Consider the following 17,912-nt stretch of genomic DNA (forward strand, 5'->3'; position numbering starts at 1 on the left):
CATCAATGCAAAACACGGTTCACTTCGTCCTGCAGGGCAAAGGCGGTATCGGCAAAACGTACGTATCGACCATCCTCGCGCAATGGCTCCAGACCAAGAGCGAGACGCCGCTGCGCTGCTACGACACCGACCAGGAAAACACCACCTTCTCGCGCTACAAGGCGCTGGACGTGAAGCATGTGCCGGTGATGACCGAATCGCGCACCATCGACCCCAAGCGCTTCGACGCGCTGATGATCGACATCCTGGAAACGGACGGCAACTGCGTGATCGACAACGGCGCCAACACCTTCTCGCCGCTGATGGCCTACCTGATTGAGAACGACTGCTTCAACCTGCTGGAAGAATCGGGCCGCAAGGTGTACATCCACACCATCGTCGGTGGCGGCGACACGCTGCACGATACGGCGATGGGCTTCGTGACCACGGCCAAGTCGACCCAGGTGCCGCTGGTGCTGTGGGAGAACGAGCATTTCGGGCTGCTGCAATCGGCGTCCGGCAAATCCTTCCTCGAATCGCAGACCTACTCCGACAACTCGCAGCGCGTGCGCGGCCGCATCGTGCTGAGCGCGCGCAACGCCGACACCTTCGGCGCCGACGTGAAGAAAATGAACACCGGCCGCCTCACGGTGGACGAAGTGAAGGCAAGCGACAAGTTCAATGTGATGGAAAAGCAGCGCATCAAGGTCGTCTTCCGCGACCTGTTCGAACAACTCGACCTGGTGAACTGGTAATGGCCCTCGACCCGCAAAAACTGCGCCTGCACGTGTTTGAAAAGACCGGCATCAAGGTGGATGTCGACGACCCCATCTTCGCCCTGGTGGCCTTGAATGAGGCGGTGCTGGAAGAAGCGGTCGAACGCCACCTGGCGCGGCTGGCCGGCCCCCCCGCAACGGCAGCAAGCGCACCGGGCGCAGCCTACGTCCCGCCGCCCGGCGCCCGCCCCATCCCCACCTCGCACGAACCCTTCTCGCGCCGCGAACTGCGCCTGCTGGCCGCGGCCGCCGGCGTAGCGGTGCTGACCGCGGCCCTGGTGCTGATCGGCCAGGCCATCTTCAGCAAACCCGCCGGCATCCCACCTGCCAAGCTCGAGCGCGCCCTGCAAACCCTTGACGCCAAAACCCGCGCCGCCTTCGAAGCAGAATTAGGCAAATAAGAGTCGGTGCCAGGTCTGACAATCGGACATTTGCTGTGCAAATGTCCGATTGTCAGACCTGGCACCGACTTTTGGCACCGACTTTCACGCACTTACGGCAACCGGGCACGCAGCTGCGGACTCGAGATATCCGCTATATGCCGGAAGGCCGTTTCGGCCTGTGCAATAGAATGCGGGGGTACTCCAAATGATTCAAAATGGACCTTCCACTCGCGTACTTCACGCCAGATTTGAGCAATCAGTTCCAGGGCTGCCGCCTCGTTCAGGCCGAACTTTTCGCGCCAGCCGATAGCGTTGTCCAGGTTTGCGCTACGTCCTTGTGGACCAATGCCAAGGAAGAGAGTCCTGTTGGAGGCGACGCTGGGCCTGGGCATGACGTCATACAAGGGGCTGAGCCGCCAACCCTTAAGGCGCGGGTCCCATAAGAAAGCGTGATTGCGCAAGTGATCGTCATCGTTGGTGACAAAGATGTTGTAAATCATGCGCATGAACAGTTCTTTCTTATTGTCGCGTACGACGTCGACGTGGCAGTACTTTTGCACGGCTTCGGCCAGCTCGCCGTAACTCTTGTTTCGCGCATCGGTTTCGTCGCAAGCCAATAGCGTCAGGCCGCTGGCAAACGCCAGCCGCTTCTCGATGAGCCCTTTGCAAGGCATCGTCGATTCGAACAGCTTGCCGGGTTCGGGCAACTCGCCGGGCCTGTCCCAATAGCGGTCGAATCGGCGAATCAACATGACGCGGCGCTCACCCACGGCGAGGGTGCTTACTTCGGGTACGGTCATGCCACACAGCTTGGCCAGCCGCAGCGTTGCCGCTTCGATTTCCGGTACGTCGAGGCGCTCTCCCCTGCTTGAGAACTTGGCCAGCCACAGAACGCCCCGTTCGTCGCGGACCGATGCCTTCGGGCGGGCTCCGCCCAGCGCGGATCCGCCATCAAAAATGGCTTCCAGGTGAGCCGGGACAGGCAAGCCTGCCTCAATGCGTTCGGCAGCCTCCATGAGGTACTGCAGGTCTGACAGGGGTACGCAGCCCTCTTTGGGCTGGCCTTCAATGCGCTCGCGCACATCCAGCGCGCCAACCCGCTCGCTGCCCGCTTCCAGCAGGTAGCTTGATTCCGACAGGCTGTTGATTGGAACTTTTAGCTTGGCCTCAATGACCCGGCGCCCCCAGGCATCCGGCGCGGCATCGCGGATGCCGCCGAAAAAGGGCAGGCTATTCTCAGGGAAGATCTTTCTGGCGCGGATAGCCTCCTTGTTCTTCAGCGAGAGGCTGACAGGGTCGATCTCTACTGCTCCGGGCCTGTCGATATAGCGGGTGCCGTAAGCAAACTCGGACGCGTTCAGTTGCGGGCCGTCCTCCGTCAGGTTCAACAAGCCGGCTGGCACGAATGCTCCATCCAATGAAGCAAAAACTGCGAGTTCCCGCCTGGTGGCCATGCGACCTCCTAAAAATCGAGTTTATTCAGTTCTTCCTTGCTGAGCCCGCGGGTGCGTTTGCGTTTTTCGCCAGCCTCCAGGGCGGCGAGTGCCGGGTCTTCTGCCTGCAACAGCTGGAGCAAGCTCATTGCCGGCGCTATGGCATCGATGTATCGCAGCACCTGGCCCATAGCCAGCCCGGCATCTCCTTTTTCCATTCGGTAGGCGGTATTCCGTGATATGCCAGCTCGCACAGCAGCTTCTGCTTGCGTCATATGCCGGGCAATGCGCAAGCGAGCCAGGCGTTGACCGATCATGGCCATTTCCATAACCCGGCTGGCGGGCATTACATGATTTTGATTGATTTTCATGTTCGAAAAAACAAACATTAAACGCGCAATGCGCGATTTAACGAGCATACATAAGTATAGCAGAAGCGTTCGGCAGAAAAATGAAATACATCTGAATTCGAGCATTAACAACATAAAGATCGATTTAACGATCATTCGACCAAGTTGACTTTATTGTGCTAACATGTGAATACCTATTCATTTGTTTGCTATGGCTATTTATTCTGACAACGATGCTTCCGTCGCGGAGCTGGCGGCTTTGTTTCATTTGCTGGGGGATGCGACCCGGCTGCGTATCGTGCTGGCTTGCCTGGAGCAGCCGATCGCGGTCAGCGATATCGCGGGCGCGCTGCAACTGAGCTCTTCGCTGGTCAGCCATCACCTGCGCCTGCTGCGCGCGGCCCGCATCGTCAAATCCGAGCGCCAGGGCAAGCAGGTCTTCTATTCCACCGCTGATGCCCATATCAGCGGTGTCCTGCGCGATATGCTGGAACACATCGCCGAACCATCCAACGGTAACGAACAATGAGCGCCCACCACCACCACGGACATGGCCACGACCACGGCCATCACCATCATCACCACGGCGAGCCGGGCCACGGCCGCGCCTTCGCCATTGCCATCACGCTTAACGCGGCCTTTGTTGCGATTGAGTTCTTCTACGGTTTCCTGGCCAATTCGACCGCGCTGATGGCGGATGCGGGCCATAACCTGTCGGACGTATTGAGCCTGATCCTGGCCTGGGGCGCGGCCATCCTTGCCAAGCGCGAACCTTCCGGCCGTTATACCTACGGCTTGCGCAGCAGCTCTATCCTGGCGGCGCTGTTCAACGGCATGCTGCTGATGGCGGCTACCGGTGCCATCGCGTGGGGTGCGTTCCAGCGCTTGATGGAGCCGACGCCTGTGGCGGGGCTGACCGTGTCCGTGGTGGCCGGCATCGGCATCGCCGTCAACGGCATTTCGGCCTGGTTGTTCATGAAGGGCAGCAAGGATGACCTGAATATCCGTGGCGCCTACCTGCACCTGGCGGCCGATGCTGCGATCTCGCTGGGCGTGCTGATCGCCGGCCTGGTAGTCATGTACACCGGCTGGGCGTGGATCGACCCCGCCGTTTCTCTGGTCATCGTGGTGCTGATCATGAAGAGCACCTGGTCGCTGCTGCGCGAGGCACTGGACATGACGCTGGGCGCCGTGCCGGGCAATGTGGATGCCGGCCAGGTCGAGAACTTCCTGCTGGCCAGCCCTGGCGTAACCGGCGTGCACGACCTGCACATCTGGTCGATGAGCACCACCGACGTCGCCTTGACTTGCCACCTGGTCATGCCGGGCGGTTATCCAGGCGATATGGCTATCGACGACATCGCGCGCCAGTTGAAGGAGCGGTTCGGCATTCACCACACTACCCTGCAGACGGAGCAAGGCACTACGCAGCATGAATGCTGCCTGCAAGGCCCGGGCCACGCGCCCGACGGCAAGCATGAGCATGATCACGATCACCGCCATGATCACGACCATGACCACGGCCATGCCCATTAAGCCTTGGCCCCAGGCCAGGCCAAGAAGTCATACAAAGCCCCTCCAGCCCATCCAAACATTGGGACAATAAAATTACCTGCCGACATCATTGAGATGCTGGCAGGCTTATAAATCAAGCACTTACCGGACTCCGTCCCGCCAAATCACGGCGGGCACACAGCTTGCTGTTGAGCCAGGACCCCGCCAGACGCGCGGGGACCTATACAACGGAGACCGGAATGCAAAAGAAGCGCCCCCTCACCCTTTACATCCTGTTCGCGATGCTGCTTGGCGTCGCCGTCGGCTACGCCTGTCACACGGTATTCCCTGACAAGAAAATCACCGCCGACATTTCGGCCCACATCTCGCTGGTGACCGACATCTTCCTGCGCCTGATCAAGATGATCATTGCGCTGCTGGTGTTCTCTACCCTGACCGTCGGTATCGCCAACCTGAGCGACGGCAAGGCTGCGGGCCGGATCGGCGCCAAGGCTTTCGCCTGGTTCATCGTCGCTTCGCTGGTCTCGCTGGCGCTGGGCATGGTGCTGTCGAACCTGATGCAGCTCGGCACCAACCTTGGCCTGCCGCTGCCGGCCATCGATGCCAGCACAGGGCTGAAAACCTCGGCCTTCACACTGAAGGACTTCATCACCCACGTGGTGCCGAAGTCGCCGATCGAGGCCATGGCCAATAACGAGATCCTGCAGGTACTGGTGTTCTCGATCTTCTTCGGTTCCGCGCTGGGCGCGCTGGGCGAATCCGGCAAGCGCTTGCTGGACGTGGTCGACGAACTGGCGCAAGTGATGTTGCGCATTACCGGCGCCATCATGGGCATGGCCCCGCTGGCAGTGTTTGCCGCCATGGCTTCGGTGGTCACCACCAATGGCCTTGGCATCCTGGCCACCTTCGCCAAGTTCATGGGCGGCTTCTACCTCGGCCTGTTCTGCCTGTGGGTCCTGCTGATCGGCGCCGGCTTCGCCGTGCTGGGTCCACGCGTGCTGCGCCTGGTGGGCCTGATCCGCGAACCGTTCCTGCTGGCCTTCTCCACTGCCAGCTCGGAAGCCGCTTATCCGAAACTGCTGGTCGCGCTGGACAAGTTCGGCGTGCAGCGGCGCATCTCCAGTTTCGTGCTGCCCATGGGCTATTCCTTCAACCTCGACGGCTCGATGATGTATTGCACCTTCGCCGTGCTGTTCATCGCCCAGGCCTACGGCATCGACCTGTCGCTTGGCACCCAGGTCACCATGCTGCTGCTGTTGATGCTGACCTCCAAAGGCATGGCCGGCGTGCCGCGCGCTTCGCTGGTGGTGATCGCCGCCACCTTGACCCAATTCCACATCCCCGAAGCGGGCCTGCTGTTGTTGATGGGCGTGGACCAATTCCTCGACATGGGCCGCTCGGCCACCAACGCAGTCGGCAATGCCATCGCCACTGCCGTCGTAGCCAAGTGGGAAGGCGCGCTTGGCGCAGAAGAACAGGCGGATGAGCACAGCTACATCCGCGCCGCATAAAAACAAAGACCTCAGGAGAACCCCGAATGAAATACCCTGCCACCACCTTGCTGGCCCTGGCTTGCTGCAGCGCGCACGCGCAATCTTCCGTCAACATCTACGGCGTGGCCGATGCCGGCATCGTGCTCGAACGCGGTGGCGCCGCCGGCAATACCTTCAATGTGAGCAGCGGCGTCGCTTCCGGCTCGCGCATCGGTTTCAAGGGCACGGAAGACCTGGGCAACGGCCTGTCGGCCGGCTTCGTCATCGAGAGCGGCTTCGCCATGGATACCGGCGCCTCCGGCCAGGGCGGCCTGACTTTCGGCCGCCAGTCCTTCGTCTCGCTCGGCAGCCCACTTGGCACCATCAGCGCCGGCCGCCAGTACTCGCCGTATTACAAGGCGCTGCGCGATATCGCCGACCCCTTCGCCGATGGCCTGGCGGGCCAGGCTGCCAATCTTATGGTGCCGAACCGCCGCATGGACAACTCGCTGCGCTACGCTTCCCCCAAGCTGGCGGGCTTCTCGACCGAGCTGGCTTACAGCTCCGGCGAAGTGGCCGGCGACAGCACCCGCAAGCGCGCGCTGAGCGGCGCGCTGAATTACGACGAAGGACCATTGGCGCTGTCGCTCTCGCACTTCCGCCGCGAAGGCACTACGGCCGGCCTGCATGCGCATAACACCCTGCTCGCGGCGCGCTACAAGCTGGGCGACTACCAGCTGCACGCCGGCTATGCCTTCAATCGCGGCATGGGCACGGTCGGAGGTGGCGGCAGCAGTACATTGTCGAACAGCGCGAACGGCACGCCAGGTCCTGTCACCAGCGCCACCAGCATCATCACCAGCGGCACGATCGGCCTTCCCGGCGCCTCCAGCCGCGACGTGCTGCTGGGCCTGTGCGCCACCTTCGGGCCGCATCGTTTTGCCGGCTCGGTGGTGCAGCACCTGGATCGCAGCCCGGCCAACCAGGATGCACGCCAGTACGGCATCGCTTACCTGTACGGCCTGTCCAAGCGCACCGACCTGTACGCCGCTTACGGCCGCATCGATGGACACAACGGTGCCCCATTCACGGTCGGCAACGCCACCGACGATGGCAAGGGTCACCGCGCGGTCAACCTGGGCTTGCGTCATCAGCTGTAACAGAGGTTTGCTATAGTTGGCTGTAATGCCAGTCCAGTCCGACAACACCGCCATCCCTCCGGCGCCATCGCGCCCGACGCAACACGTCCGTACCTTGTGGGGCCTGGTGCTGCTGGCTGGCCTGGCCCTGCCCTACCTGGCTTACTGGTGGGCCGACAGCGCCACCACCGAACGCCTGCGCGAAGCGGGTGCGCAAAGGCTGGAGGTGTACGCCACCAGCCTGGAAAACCTGCTGGACAAATACGACCTGATCCCGCGCATGCTGGAGCTGGACAAGGACGTGGTCCAGCTGCTGGAGCACCCAGGCGATGAGGATGCACGCAACAGCGTGAACGAATACCTGGAAGGCCTGAACCGGAAGGCCGAATCCAGCAACATCTATATCGTCAACCTGCAAGGCCGCACCCAGGCCGCCAGCAATTGGCGCCAGAGGGACAGCTTCATCGGCGACGACGTCAACTTCCGGCCCTATATCCGTAACGCGCTGCGCGGCCGCCCCGGCGGCTTTTATGGCGTCGGCACCACCAGCCTGGAGCCGGGATACTTCTACGCGCACGGCATCTACAAGGACGGCCGCATGCTGGGCGTGGCGGCGATCAAGGTCAGTATCGAGAACCAGCAGCGCAGCTGGACGCAGGGCAGCGACAAGGTGGCGCTGGTGGACCCGAACGGCGTGATTTTCCTCAGTTCGGACCCAAACTGGAAATTCAAATCGCTGAAACCATTATCGGCAAGCGTACGTGCCGAGCTTGAACAAACCCGCCAGTATTTCGCGCAAGAGCTGCCGGCATTGACCTTGAAGCACGACGAGGCGCTGCCCAACGGCAACCGCCTGCTCGTTATCCGCGACAGCAATGCCCCCGGTGCCGCAACCACGCCGCTGATGCTGGCGCAAACGCGCTTGCTAGCGCCGCGCGACTGGACCTTCATCTACCTGTCCGACTTGAATGCGGCACGCGGCAACGCCAGCGTGGCCTTCCTGTTCGCGCTGCTGGCGTATGGCTTCCTGGTGCTGTTGTTCCTGTATTGGCGCCAGCGCTTGCGTGCCAAGGAAGAACTGGAACGCATGGTGGCCGAGCGTACCGCCAGCCTGGCGCGCATAACGCAAGACTTGAGCAAGGAAGTCGACGTGCGGCGCCAGGCCGAGCAGCAACTGCAGATCACGCAGAATGAGCTGTTCCAGGCCGGCAAACTGGCGGTGCTGGGGCAGATGTCGGCCAGCATCACGCACGAACTGAACCAGCCGCTGACAGCGCTGCGCACCATGTCCGACAACGCCGTGCTGCTGTTCGAGCGCGGCCGCATGGACGACGTGCGCAACAACCTGAAGACCATTTCCCAAGTGGTGGCGCGGATGGGCACCATCACCGGCAAGCTGAAAAGTTTCGCCCGCAAGTCGAATGCGGAGTTGGGGCCGGTGTCGGTCCATACTTCCATATCCAATGCCTTGGTGCTGGTGGAGCGCCGCATCCAGCTGGACAAGGTCACCTTCCAGTTGCGCATCGACCAGGCCGATATTTACGCCCTGTGCGACAGCAACCGGCTGGAGCAAGTATTGCTCAACCTGATGACCAATGCACTCGACTCGATGGCCGGCTGCACGGTGCGCGAGCTGGTGCTGGAAGTGAGCAGCATGCCAGGCCGCGTACAGATCCGCGTGGCCGACAGCGGCCCGGGGCTCAGCGACGAAGCGCGCCAGCGGCTGTTCGAGCCCTTCTACACCTCCAAGCCGCAAGGCGAAGGCCTGGGCCTTGGACTGGCCATTTCAGAACAAATCATCCGCGATTTCGGCGGAAGCTTAAGAGCGGAACAGGCCGATGCCGGCGCCTGCTTCGTAATCGAATTAAAAGCGGCGCAGGAGACATGATGGACGATATACAAGTGCTGCTGGTCGAAGACGACCCGACCGTGCGCGCCGGCAGTGCGCAGGCACTGGAGCTGGCCGATTTCAGCGTCAGCAGCTACGAAAGTGCCGAGCCGGTGACCAGGCTGCTGCGGGCGAACAGCCCGGTGGTGCTGGTGAGCGATGTGCGCCTGCCCGGCATGAGCGGCCTGGAATTGCTGGCAGCGGCGCGCGCCATCGATCCCGACCTGCCGGTCATCCTGGTCACCGGCCACGGCGATATATCGATGGCGGTACAGGCGATGCACGACGGCGCTTACGACTTCCTCGAGAAGCCCTATTCATCCGAACAACTGGCGGACGTGGTACGGCGCGCCGCCGACAAACGCCGACTGCAGCTGGAAGTGCGTGCGCTGCGCCAGAAGCTGGACCATAGCGAAGGCATCGAGGCCTGCCTGCTCGGCAACACACCGGCCATGCGCGCCTTGCGCCAGGTGATACTGGACGTGGCCGGGCAGCCGGCCGATGTGCTGATCTATGGCGAAACCGGCACCGGCAAGGAACTGGTGGCGCGTTGCCTGCACCAGTTCAGTGAACGCGGCAAGCACCACTATGTGCCGGTCAATTGCGGCGCCATCCCGGAGACCATTTTCGAGAGTGAACTGTTCGGCCACGAGCAAGGCGCCTTCACCGGCGCGGCCAAGCGCCAGGTCGGCAAGATCGAACACGCCGATCACGGCACGCTATTCCTGGACGAGATAGAAAGCCTGCCGCTGGCAATGCAAGTCAAGTTGCTGCGGGTGCTGCAGGAGCGCTCCGTCCAACGCCTGGGATCGAACGCCCCGGTGCCGCTGGACATCCGCGTGATTGCCGCTTCCAAGGAAGACTTGAAGGAATTTTCGGACCAGGGCAAGTTCCGCAGCGACCTGTACTACCGGCTCAATCTGATCGTGCTGCACGTCCCGCCGCTGCGCGAACGGCGCGAAGACATCCCGCTGCTGTTCGAGCATTTCATGCTGGACGCGGCGGCGCGCTACAAGCGCCCTTGCCCGCTGGTGCCACCGGCGCAGATGCAGCAGTGGATGGCACAGGATTGGCCCGGCAATGTGCGCGAGCTGCGCAATGCCGCCGACCGCTTCGTGCTGGGCCTTTCTGCCTCGACGGAGAGTGCGGTGCCGGCATCGCTGGCGGACCAGGTCGGCGCCTTCGAGCGCATGCTGATCGAACAGGCCCTGCGCGCGGCCGGCGGCAACGTCGCCACCGCCTGTACCGCGCTGAGCCTGCCGAAACAGACCATGTACCACAAGATGCAGAAGTACGGCCTGGCGGCCGACGACTACCGCTGAATTATTTGACGTCCATCAGTTCGACGTCGAAGATCAGGGCCGAATTGGCTGGAATGTTCGGCATGGAGCGCGAGCCATACGCCATTTCCGACGGGATGATCAGGGTGCGCTTGCCACCGACCTTCATACCGACGATGCCCTGGTCCCAGCCCTTGATCACCTTGCCGGTACCCAGCTTGAAGTCCAGCGGTTCGCCGCGCGGAATCGAACTGTCGAACTGGCGGCCGCGCTGGTTCTTGGCCAGCGGGCGGTACAGCCAGCCGGTGTAATGCATGAAGACGGTGTTACCGACGTTGGCCTCGGCGCCCTTGCCGATCTTGTGGTCGGTGATGATCAGTTGCTCGGCGGCTGGGCCCGGCTGGGCCGAACCCGGCACGATCGGGCCTGGCTGGGCCGGCGCTGCGGCTTCAGCTTGTTGCGCCACGGGAGCCGCAGGCTGCGCCTGGGCAGGTTCTTGGGTAGGCTGCTGTGCCTGCGCCAGGCTGGCGGCGCACAGGAATGCGAACAGGGTCGAAGTGCGTTTCATGTATATTCGTCAAGTGGTTTTAAAGCGGCTGCCATGATAACAAAACAAGCTGTGCACAAACTGTTTTTTGCGCTCTGGCCCGACCACGCGGTGCGCCAGGCCTTGGTGCGGCTGCAACAGCCGGTACGCGGGCGCTTGATTCCGCCGGAGAAACTGCATCTCACCATGGCGTTTCTTGGACAGCAACCGGCCGAGGCCTTGCCTGTCTTGCTTGGCATCCTGCATGCAACGCATGTGCCGCCGTTGCAGTTGACGCTTGATTGCTATGGTTATTTCAAACGCCCGCATATTGCCTGGACGGGGATGAGCGCGCCGCCTGCGGGCTTGCTGGCGGCGCAAGCCGGGCTGATGTCGCGGCTGGAAGCAGCCGGTTTCAGCGCCGCCACCCACGGGGAGTTCAAGCCACACATCACGCTGGCGCGCGAGGCAAAGGAAGCGCCTGCCGAATTCAGCGCGGCGCCGGTGGTGTGGAATGTGCAGGGGCTTGCGCTGCTGGAGTCAATGGCGGATGGGCGCTATTTGCCGCTTGCCTGACACCGGCCGGCGGCGGTCCTAGTCCAGTGTCCGGCCCTGCGGGTCAGACACCGGTATACCGGTTTCAGCCTGCTCAGCCAGCTTGCGCAGCAAGTGCCCCGCCGCCACCATGCCAAACGTCGCAGTCACCACCATCGCCGACCCGAATCCCGCGCAATTGATGCCCGTTAGCCCCGGCTTCGCCGCCGCCTTTTCATCGCCATCAACGGTGCAAACCTCCCCCGTCTCAGGGAATTTCAACGGTTCCATCGAAAATACCGCATCCACACCCAACTTGTTCTTCGAATTCGGCGGATAGTTGAACTGGCTGCGCAAACGGCGCCGCACCTTCTTCAGCAAGGGCTCCTGCTCAGTCTTGGACAAGTCGCGCACTTCGATCCGGGTCGGATCGGTCTGGCCACCGGCGCTACCGATCACAATCAAGGGAATCTGCTTGCTGCGGCAATAGTGAATCAGCGCTGTCTTCGACTGGGCCGAATCGATCGCATCCACCACGTAGTCGAAGTGATGCGCCCCCACCATCTCATCCAGGTTATCCGGCGTGATGAAATCTTCCACCTGCACCACTTCGCAGAAGGGGTTGATCTGGGCAATGCGCTCCGCCAGCGCGGAAATCTTGGCCATGCCGATGGTGCCGGACAGCGCCTGGATCTGACGGTTGATATTCGACTCGGCCACGTTGTCGAGGTCAATCAGGGTCAGCTTGCCGATCGCCGAGCGCGCCAACGCTTCCACAATCCACGAGCCGACACCGCCCACGCCAATCACGCAGACATGTGCCCCCCGGAAACGTGCGAGGGCTTTTTCACCGTACAAGCGGGCAATGCCGCCAAAGCGGCGGTCGAAATCGATATCTTCCAGAACTGGATCAACTATTTGCGGGGAATTCATCCCGTCATTTTACCGGACCCGGGCTACAATGTTTTCTCTTGCCAAGTACACCAGACCCGCACATGAGCAATTCCTTGATCGATACCGCCCCAGGCTATGACCAGCCGATCGCCGTCCTGAAACACTGCCACGACAAGATCCGCAAGCAATTGCAAACCTTGCAGAACCTGCTGAGCCACCTGCCTCAGCACGGCGCCGACGCCGCCGCCCAGCAAGCCGCCCAAGCCGTGCAGAAGTACTTCAACAAAGCCGCCCACCTGCATCACGCCGATGAGGAAAACGACCTGTTCCCCCTGCTGACTGCGGCGGCGCAGGGCGAGGACGCGGCCCTGCTGGGCAAGCTGGGCCCGCAGATCCTTGCGCAGCACAAGCAGATGGATCTCGACTGGGATATACTCAATTCGCAACTTGATAAGATTGCCAACGGTTCCAGTGCAGCATTGAATGCCACCGAAGTGGAACGCTTCGTACAGGCATATACCGCGCATATGGAAACCGAAGAGGCGCACATCGCGCCCATGGCCAAACGGATACTCAGTCCCGCCCAGATGACCATTCTGGGTGAAGCCATGCAGCAGCGCCGCGGCCTCCTGCCGGCGGCCATCGCCGGCGGAATCGCCCTGGCTGACCTGCGCATGGATTATGGCCGCGCCAGCCTGTCGGAAGCCGACACCCTGGCCGACCCGATTGCGCAATTTGCCAAGTGGTTCAATGAAGCCATGAAGGCGCAGGTGAACGAGCCCAACGCGATGAGCGTTGCCACGGTGGGTGCCAACGGCCGACCCAGTTCGCGCATCGTGCTGATCAAGCAGTACGACGAGCGCGGCTTCACCTGGTACACCAATTACGAGAGCCAGAAAGGCCGGCAGCTCGCGGAAAACCCGCACGCAGCAATCCTGTTCTTCTGGCCTGAACTCGAACGCCAGGTAAGGATCGAAGGCCGCGTCGAGAAAACTTCCGTCGAAGAGAGTGACAAGTATTTCTACAGCCGCCCGGTGAAGAGCCAGTTGGCGGCGATTGCCTCACGACAGAGCCGCCCGATCGGCAGCCGCGAAGCAATGGAAGAAAGTTATGCCGTCGTCGAGGCGGCCAGTGGCGACCAGCCGCAACGGCCGGAGCACTGGGGCGGTTATCGCCTGGTGCCGGAGCGCGTAGAGTTCTGGCAAGGGCGCGCCTCGCGTTTCCACGACAGGATAGTCTATGACTTGCAGGACGGTAGCTGGAATAAGGAGCGCATCCAGCCCTGATCCGTCCTCTCAGATGGAAGGGGCAGGCGCATGTTTGTACAAAACCGCATCAATAGCTGGATCAGCAGCATTGCCCCGCAAATCGCCCTGCCCCTGAGGATAGAGCTGTGGAATGGCCGCAGTTTCGACTTCTCGCAGGAAGCGCCACGCGTGACGATCCGCGTCCCCAGCCCGTCCGCGGCGCGCTACCTGCTCAAACCCTCGCTGTCCAGCCTGGGGACCGCCTATGTCGAGGGCGCCATCGAGGTAAGCGGGCGCGCGGTCGACATGATCAAGGTCGTCAACGCGCTGGCGCGCAGCTCGCTGAAAGAGACCGGCAGCCTTTCCCGCATCACGCGCACCTTCCACCACAATCGCAAGCACGATGCGGAAGCGATCCGCTACCATTACGACGTATCCAACGAGTTCTACCAACAGTTCCTCGACCCGAACATGGTGTATTCCTGTGCCTACTTCGAAAACGGCGACGAAGACCTGGCCACCGCGCAAATCAAGAAGATCGACCACATCCTGGCCAAGATCAAGCTGCAGCCGGGGCAGACGCTGCTCGATATCGGCTGCGGCTGGGGTGCACTGGTGATCCGCGCCGCGCAGAAGTACGGCGTCCGCTGCGTCGGCATTACGCTCAGCGAAAACCAGCATGCGCTGGCACTCGAGCGGGTGCGCGCTGCCGGCCTGTCCGACCTCATCGAAATTCGTTTGCAGGACTACCGCGACGTGCGCGGCAGCTTTGACCGCATCACCAGCGTCGGCATGTTCGAGCACGTGGGCATCAAGCACCTTGTGGAATACTTCGGCATTATCAACAAGCTGCTGGCCGAGGATGGACTGGTGATGAACCATGGGATCACGTCGACCGACCCGGATAACGGCGAAACCCCGTACGGCGGCGGCGAGTTCATCGAGAAGTATGTTTTCCCGCACGGCGAGTTGGCGCATATCGGGCAGGTGCTGCACGCCATGCAGGAGGGGCAGCTCGAAGCCTACGACGTCGAAAACCTGCGGCGCCACTATGCCCGTACCTGCATGATCTGGACCGAGAATTTTGAGGACCACGAAGAGAAGGTGCGTGAGCTGGCAGGTGACAAGCGCTTCCGCATCTGGCACGTCTACCTCGCCGGCTGCGCCTATGCCTTCGACCAGGATTGGATCAGCCTTTACCAGATCGTCTGCGGCAAGGCGGGGCGACATCCTTCTTCTTTGCCATGGTCACGCCAATACATGTATGCCCAACACTGAACACTTTGAAGGCGGCTGCCTTTGTGGCGCCATTCGCTATCGCGCAACCTCGCAACCGCTGCGCGGGGTCATATGCCATTGCGAGACGTGTCGCAGGCACTCCGGAGCACCTGCCCTGGCGTTCGTCCACTTCGAGAAGGCTTCCTTCTCCTGGCTGCGAACGGAGCCGGTCTGGTATCGCTCGTCACCTTTCGCAGAGCGCGGCTTTTGCCCGATCTGCGGCAGCACCATCGGCATGCGTGAAGAAGTCCTCGCAGACCGTGTGCAAGTATGTGCCGGCAGCCTCGATGATCCGGGCAGCATCGCGATCCAGGATCATGTCTGGACCTCATCGCAGGTGCATTGGTTCGACATCCAGGATAAGCTGCCGCGCTTTGCCGAAAGCAGTTCGGCGGTGCCATCCAAAGCGCAAGAACAATAGTGTTTACACTATCGATTTCATAACAACAATCAATTAGATCAATTAAAACCCTTGCTTTAGCCTAAGGTTTCCCCGACAACAATGACAAGGAGAAACCGTGATGAGCAATCGCAAACTCGCCGTGCTGGCCATGCTGGCAGGCCTGCTTCCACTATTCGAACCGCAGCTCGCCTACGCAGCCGACAAGGTAGCCGGCGGGCAGAATTGGTGGCCCGAGAAACTGGATCTCCAGCCGCTACGCCAGCATTCCGCAGAATCCAACCCCTACGGCCCCAACTTCAGCTACGCCAAAGAATTCCAGAGCCTCGACCTGAAGGCGGTCAAGAAAGACATCAACGCCATCCTCACCAGCTCTCAACCCTGGTGGCCTGCCGACTACGGCAATTACGGTCCCTTCTTCATCCGCATGGCCTGGCATAGCGCCGGCACCTACCGCGTGGGCGATGGCCGCGGCGGCGCGGCCAGCGGGCAACAACGATTCGAACCGCTGAATAGCTGGCCGGACAACGTCAGCCTCGATAAGGCCCGCCGCTTGCTGTGGCCAGTCAAACAGAAATACGGCCGCAAGATTTCGTGGGCTGACCTGATGGTCCTGGCCGGCAACGTGGCGATGGAAAACATGGGCTTCAAGACCATCGGCTTCGCCGGCGGGCGCAGCGACGCCTGGCAAGCCGACACCGTGTTCTGGGGCGCTGAAAACAAATGGCTGGGCGCCGACCGCTTCAGCGGCAAGCGTGAGCTGAAGGGCGCGCTGGCCGCTACGCAGATGGGCCTGATCTATGTGAACCCGGAAGGCCCGGAAGGCAAGCCTGATCCAATCGCCGCAGCCGCTGACATTCGCCAAGCCTTCGGCCGCATGGCCATGGACGATGAGGAGATCGTCGCCCTGATCGCCGGCGGCCACACTTTTGGCAAGGCGCACGGGGCACATGATCCTGAAAAGTGCGTTGGTGCCGATCCTGCCGGTGCCGCGATGGAACAGCAAGGGCTGGGCTGGCAGAACAAATGCGGCAAGGGTAATGCAGAAGACTCGGTGACCAGCGGACTGGAAGGCTCCTGGACATCGAACCCGATCGCGTTTACCACGCAATACCTGGACAACCTGTTCGCCTTCAATTGGGTGCAGAGCAAAAGCCCGGCCGGCGCGACGCAATGGGTGCCCAGCACGCCTGACGCAGCGAACCTGGTGCAGGATGCGCACATCGCCGGCAAGCGCCACGCGCCCATCATGTTCACCACCGACCTGTCTTTGAAAGAGGACCCGGAGTTCAACAAGATCGCCAAACGCTTCCAGCAAGATCCGAAGCTGTTTGCCGATGCCTTCGCCCGCGCGTGGTTCAAGCTGACCCATCGCGACATGGGACCGAGCGCCCGTTATATCGGCGCCGACGTGCCGAAGCAGACCTTCCTGTGGCAAGACCCGATTCCAGCGCCAGGCTATACGGCCATCAACAGCCAGGACGCGGCGCAACTGAAGCAGAAGATCCTTGCTTCCGGATTGAGCACGCAGGACTTGGTCAAGACTGCATGGGCTGCGGCAGCCAGCTACCGGGGTAGCGATAAGCGCGGTGGTATCAACGGCGCCCGCATCCGCCTCGCGCCGCAAAAGGATTGGGCGGTGAACGAACCGGAGCAACTAGCCAAGGTGCTGGCAAAGCTTGAAACCATCCAGGCCGATTTCAACAAGGCACAGAAAGGCGGCAAGAAGGTCTCGCTGGCCGACCTGATCGTCCTCGGCGGCAATGCGGCCATCGAGAAGGCAGCAAAAATCGGTGGCCATGCCGTGCAAGTGCCGTTCAAGCCGGGTCGCGCCGATGTGTCCCAGGCCCAGACCGATGTGAAGTCCTTCGCCGTGCTGGAGTCGAAAGCCGATGGCTTCCGCAACTACTACGACAGCGAAAGCAAGCTGTCGCCGGCCGAAGCCCTGGTCGAAAAGGCCAACCTCCTCAACCTGACCGTACCCGAAATGACGGTGCTGGTTGGCGGCATGCGCGCCCTTGATGCCAACTACGGTCACTCGTCCAACGGCGTATTGACCAGCAAGCCCGGCACGCTGAGCAACGATTTCTTCGTCAACCTGCTGACCATGGACACCAAGTGGAACAAGGCGCCTGGCGTGGAAGGCTTGTACGAGGGCCGCGACCGCAGCAGCGGAGATCTCAAATGGAAGGCGACGCCGGTGGACCTGGTGTTCGGTTCGAATTCCGAACTGCGCGCCGTGGCCGAAGTCTATGCCGCCAACGATAGTCGTGATAAATTCGTCAAGGACTTCGTGGCCGCATGGAACAAGGTCATGAACCTGGACCGCTTCGACTAAGACCCGGGGCTCTGCGGGGCCCCTTCCTCCATTCAGGAGATCCAGTGCTCGAAAAGAAGAACCTCGCCAGCATTCTCGCCCAGCTTACCCACCTGCCCAACCGCACCCCGGAGATGGCTTTCGACGGCGTAGCCGACCGGGCTTTCGCCGAAGTCGCGCCGTTCCGTGATGGCAGCATTTCGGTCGGTTATTACTCCGGCAGCAGCGAATGGGAGCGCCATCCTGCGGGCGACGAAATCGTAATGGCGCTGGAAGGCAGTACCACCGTCATCGTGCTGGTGGAGGGCCAGCAACAGCGCATCCAATTGCATGCCGGCGAATTGCTGGTGGTGCCGCAGAACCACTGGCATCGCTTTGAGCATTCAGACCACCTTAAAATCCTTGGCGTCACCCCGCAACCATCAGACCACAGCCTTGAACTACCTGACACCTGACGCGCTGGAGGTCGACATACTCACGCTCTCGATGTCTTACTGCGCG

At 61.6% G+C, this 17,912-nt stretch carries 18 protein-coding genes; 14 read left to right on the plus strand and 4 right to left on the minus strand.

From position 1 onward, the window contains the following. The first annotated feature begins 5 nt into the window (after nt 1-5). Both BM269_RS02760 and BM269_RS02765 read left to right on the plus strand, forming a co-directional pair. The gene (locus tag BM269_RS02760) at nt 6-734 is read left to right on the plus strand and encodes a P-loop NTPase family protein (RefSeq protein WP_090435485.1); all 729 of its coding nucleotides are present in this window, start codon (nt 6-8) and stop codon (nt 732-734) included. Next, nucleotides 734-1,156 carry a hypothetical protein gene (locus tag BM269_RS02765; protein WP_090435486.1) on the plus strand — a complete coding sequence of 141 codons (423 nt, stop codon included), beginning with the start codon at nt 734-736 and terminating at the stop codon, nt 1,154-1,156. The genes BM269_RS02760 and BM269_RS02765 overlap by 1 nt, the downstream gene beginning before the upstream one ends. Before the next feature lie 92 nt (nt 1,157-1,248). Here the strand turns inward: BM269_RS02765 and BM269_RS02770 are convergent, their stop codons facing one another. Further along, entirely contained in the window at nt 1,249-2,592 is a 1,344-nt protein-coding gene (locus BM269_RS02770) for a type II toxin-antitoxin system HipA family toxin (RefSeq protein ID WP_090435487.1), read from the minus strand. Between the two features lie 8 nt (nt 2,593-2,600). Continuing rightward, complete coding sequence (locus BM269_RS02775; RefSeq protein WP_229204467.1) at nt 2,601-3,077, minus strand: helix-turn-helix domain-containing protein; 477 nt, start codon at nt 3,075-3,077, stop codon at nt 2,601-2,603. A 55-nt stretch (nt 3,078-3,132) separates the two neighbouring features. Between BM269_RS02775 and BM269_RS02780 the strand changes: the two genes are divergently transcribed. The 6 genes from BM269_RS02780 to BM269_RS02805 all read left to right on the plus strand — a co-directional run bounded on the left by BM269_RS02780 (nt 3,133) and on the right by BM269_RS02805 (nt 10,257). Then, nucleotides 3,133-3,450 carry an ArsR/SmtB family transcription factor gene (locus BM269_RS02780; protein ID WP_090435488.1) on the plus strand — a complete coding sequence of 106 codons (318 nt, stop codon included), beginning with the start codon at nt 3,133-3,135 and terminating at the stop codon, nt 3,448-3,450. After that, nucleotides 3,447-4,457: a cation diffusion facilitator family transporter gene (locus tag BM269_RS02785; RefSeq protein WP_090435489.1), complete on the plus strand. Its 1,011-nt coding sequence runs from the start codon at nt 3,447-3,449 to the stop codon at nt 4,455-4,457. Before BM269_RS02780 ends, BM269_RS02785 begins: the two co-directional genes overlap by 4 nt. A gap of 218 nt (nt 4,458-4,675) precedes the next feature. Beyond that, entirely contained in the window at nt 4,676-5,947 is a 1,272-nt protein-coding gene (locus BM269_RS02790) for a dicarboxylate/amino acid:cation symporter (protein ID WP_090435490.1), read from the plus strand. 26 nt (nt 5,948-5,973) lie between these two features. Further along, nucleotides 5,974-7,068: a porin gene (locus BM269_RS02795; protein ID WP_090435491.1), complete on the plus strand. Its 1,095-nt coding sequence runs from the start codon at nt 5,974-5,976 to the stop codon at nt 7,066-7,068. A gap of 25 nt (nt 7,069-7,093) precedes the next feature. After that, nucleotides 7,094-8,935, plus strand: a complete 1,842-nt coding sequence (locus BM269_RS02800) for a sensor histidine kinase (RefSeq protein ID WP_090435492.1) — start codon at nt 7,094-7,096, stop codon at nt 8,933-8,935. Then, nucleotides 8,932-10,257: a sigma-54-dependent transcriptional regulator gene (locus BM269_RS02805; protein WP_373994371.1), complete on the plus strand. Its 1,326-nt coding sequence runs from the start codon at nt 8,932-8,934 to the stop codon at nt 10,255-10,257. The genes BM269_RS02800 and BM269_RS02805 overlap by 4 nt, the downstream gene beginning before the upstream one ends. Nucleotide 10,258: 1 nt before the next feature. On the opposite strand, the gene BM269_RS02810 is transcribed toward BM269_RS02805, so the two are convergent. Further along, nucleotides 10,259-10,783 carry an FKBP-type peptidyl-prolyl cis-trans isomerase gene (locus BM269_RS02810; RefSeq protein WP_090435494.1) on the minus strand — a complete coding sequence of 175 codons (525 nt, stop codon included), beginning with the start codon at nt 10,781-10,783 and terminating at the stop codon, nt 10,259-10,261. Nucleotides 10,784-10,834: 51 nt separating this feature from the next. On the opposite strand from BM269_RS02810, the gene thpR reads away from it, so the two are divergent. Continuing rightward, a complete protein-coding gene (thpR, locus tag BM269_RS02815; protein WP_170860263.1) occupies nt 10,835-11,317 on the plus strand; it encodes an RNA 2',3'-cyclic phosphodiesterase in 483 nt (160 codons plus the stop codon). 18 nt (nt 11,318-11,335) lie between these two features. Here thpR and tcdA read toward each other — a convergent pair whose 3' ends face one another. Next, the gene (gene tcdA, locus BM269_RS02820; RefSeq protein WP_090435496.1) at nt 11,336-12,208 is read right to left on the minus strand and encodes a tRNA cyclic N6-threonylcarbamoyladenosine(37) synthase TcdA; all 873 of its coding nucleotides are present in this window, start codon (nt 12,206-12,208) and stop codon (nt 11,336-11,338) included. 62 nt (nt 12,209-12,270) lie between these two features. Between tcdA and pdxH the strand changes: the two genes are divergently transcribed. From pdxH to BM269_RS02845, 5 genes are all read left to right on the plus strand, one after another. Then, nucleotides 12,271-13,455, plus strand: coding sequence for a pyridoxamine 5'-phosphate oxidase (gene pdxH / locus BM269_RS02825; protein WP_090435497.1), 1,185 nt, complete (start codon nt 12,271-12,273; stop codon nt 13,453-13,455). Nucleotides 13,456-13,485: 30 nt separating this feature from the next. Continuing rightward, nucleotides 13,486-14,694, plus strand: coding sequence for an SAM-dependent methyltransferase (locus BM269_RS02830; protein WP_090435498.1), 1,209 nt, complete (start codon nt 13,486-13,488; stop codon nt 14,692-14,694). Then, on the plus strand, nt 14,681-15,115 hold the full coding sequence (locus BM269_RS02835; protein ID WP_170860264.1) for a GFA family protein: 435 nt from the start codon (nt 14,681-14,683) through the stop codon (nt 15,113-15,115). Before BM269_RS02830 ends, BM269_RS02835 begins: the two co-directional genes overlap by 14 nt. 100 nt (nt 15,116-15,215) lie before the next feature. Next, nucleotides 15,216-17,432: a catalase/peroxidase HPI gene (katG, locus tag BM269_RS02840; RefSeq protein WP_090435500.1), complete on the plus strand. Its 2,217-nt coding sequence runs from the start codon at nt 15,216-15,218 to the stop codon at nt 17,430-17,432. 44 nt (nt 17,433-17,476) lie between these two features. Next, nucleotides 17,477-17,866, plus strand: coding sequence for a cupin domain-containing protein (locus BM269_RS02845; RefSeq protein ID WP_211482650.1), 390 nt, complete (start codon nt 17,477-17,479; stop codon nt 17,864-17,866). The last annotated feature ends 46 nt before the right edge of the window (nt 17,867-17,912 follow it).

Origin of the sequence: Duganella sp. CF458 (assembly GCF_900113115.1) — a bacterium.
GTDB lineage: Bacteria > Pseudomonadota > Gammaproteobacteria > Burkholderiales > Burkholderiaceae_D > Rugamonas.

What these genes read in the sequence shown, in the direction of transcription:
- BM269_RS02760 (WP_090435485.1), top strand. Translation starts at nt 6, where the DNA reads ATGCAAAACACGGTTCACTTCGTCCTGCAGGGCAAAGGCGGTATCGGC.
- BM269_RS02765 (WP_090435486.1), top strand. Translation starts at nt 734, where the DNA reads ATGGCCCTCGACCCGCAAAAACTGCGCCTGCACGTGTTTGAAAAGACC.
- BM269_RS02770 (WP_090435487.1), bottom strand. Translation starts at nt 2,592, where the DNA reads ATGGCCACCAGGCGGGAACTCGCAGTTTTTGCTTCATTGGATGGAGCA.
- BM269_RS02775 (WP_229204467.1), bottom strand. Translation starts at nt 3,077, where the DNA reads ATGATCGTTAAATCGATCTTTATGTTGTTAATGCTCGAATTCAGATGT.
- BM269_RS02780 (WP_090435488.1), top strand. Translation starts at nt 3,133, where the DNA reads ATGGCTATTTATTCTGACAACGATGCTTCCGTCGCGGAGCTGGCGGCT.
- BM269_RS02785 (WP_090435489.1), top strand. Translation starts at nt 3,447, where the DNA reads ATGAGCGCCCACCACCACCACGGACATGGCCACGACCACGGCCATCAC.
- BM269_RS02790 (WP_090435490.1), top strand. Translation starts at nt 4,676, where the DNA reads ATGCAAAAGAAGCGCCCCCTCACCCTTTACATCCTGTTCGCGATGCTG.
- BM269_RS02795 (WP_090435491.1), top strand. Translation starts at nt 5,974, where the DNA reads ATGAAATACCCTGCCACCACCTTGCTGGCCCTGGCTTGCTGCAGCGCG.
- BM269_RS02800 (WP_090435492.1), top strand. Translation starts at nt 7,094, where the DNA reads ATGCCAGTCCAGTCCGACAACACCGCCATCCCTCCGGCGCCATCGCGC.
- BM269_RS02805 (WP_373994371.1), top strand. Translation starts at nt 8,932, where the DNA reads ATGATGGACGATATACAAGTGCTGCTGGTCGAAGACGACCCGACCGTG.
- BM269_RS02810 (WP_090435494.1), bottom strand. Translation starts at nt 10,783, where the DNA reads ATGAAACGCACTTCGACCCTGTTCGCATTCCTGTGCGCCGCCAGCCTG.
- tcdA (WP_090435496.1), bottom strand. Translation starts at nt 12,208, where the DNA reads ATGAATTCCCCGCAAATAGTTGATCCAGTTCTGGAAGATATCGATTTC.
- pdxH (WP_090435497.1), top strand. Translation starts at nt 12,271, where the DNA reads ATGAGCAATTCCTTGATCGATACCGCCCCAGGCTATGACCAGCCGATC.
- BM269_RS02830 (WP_090435498.1), top strand. Translation starts at nt 13,486, where the DNA reads ATGTTTGTACAAAACCGCATCAATAGCTGGATCAGCAGCATTGCCCCG.
- BM269_RS02835 (WP_170860264.1), top strand. Translation starts at nt 14,681, where the DNA reads ATGCCCAACACTGAACACTTTGAAGGCGGCTGCCTTTGTGGCGCCATT.
- katG (WP_090435500.1), top strand. Translation starts at nt 15,216, where the DNA reads ATGAGCAATCGCAAACTCGCCGTGCTGGCCATGCTGGCAGGCCTGCTT.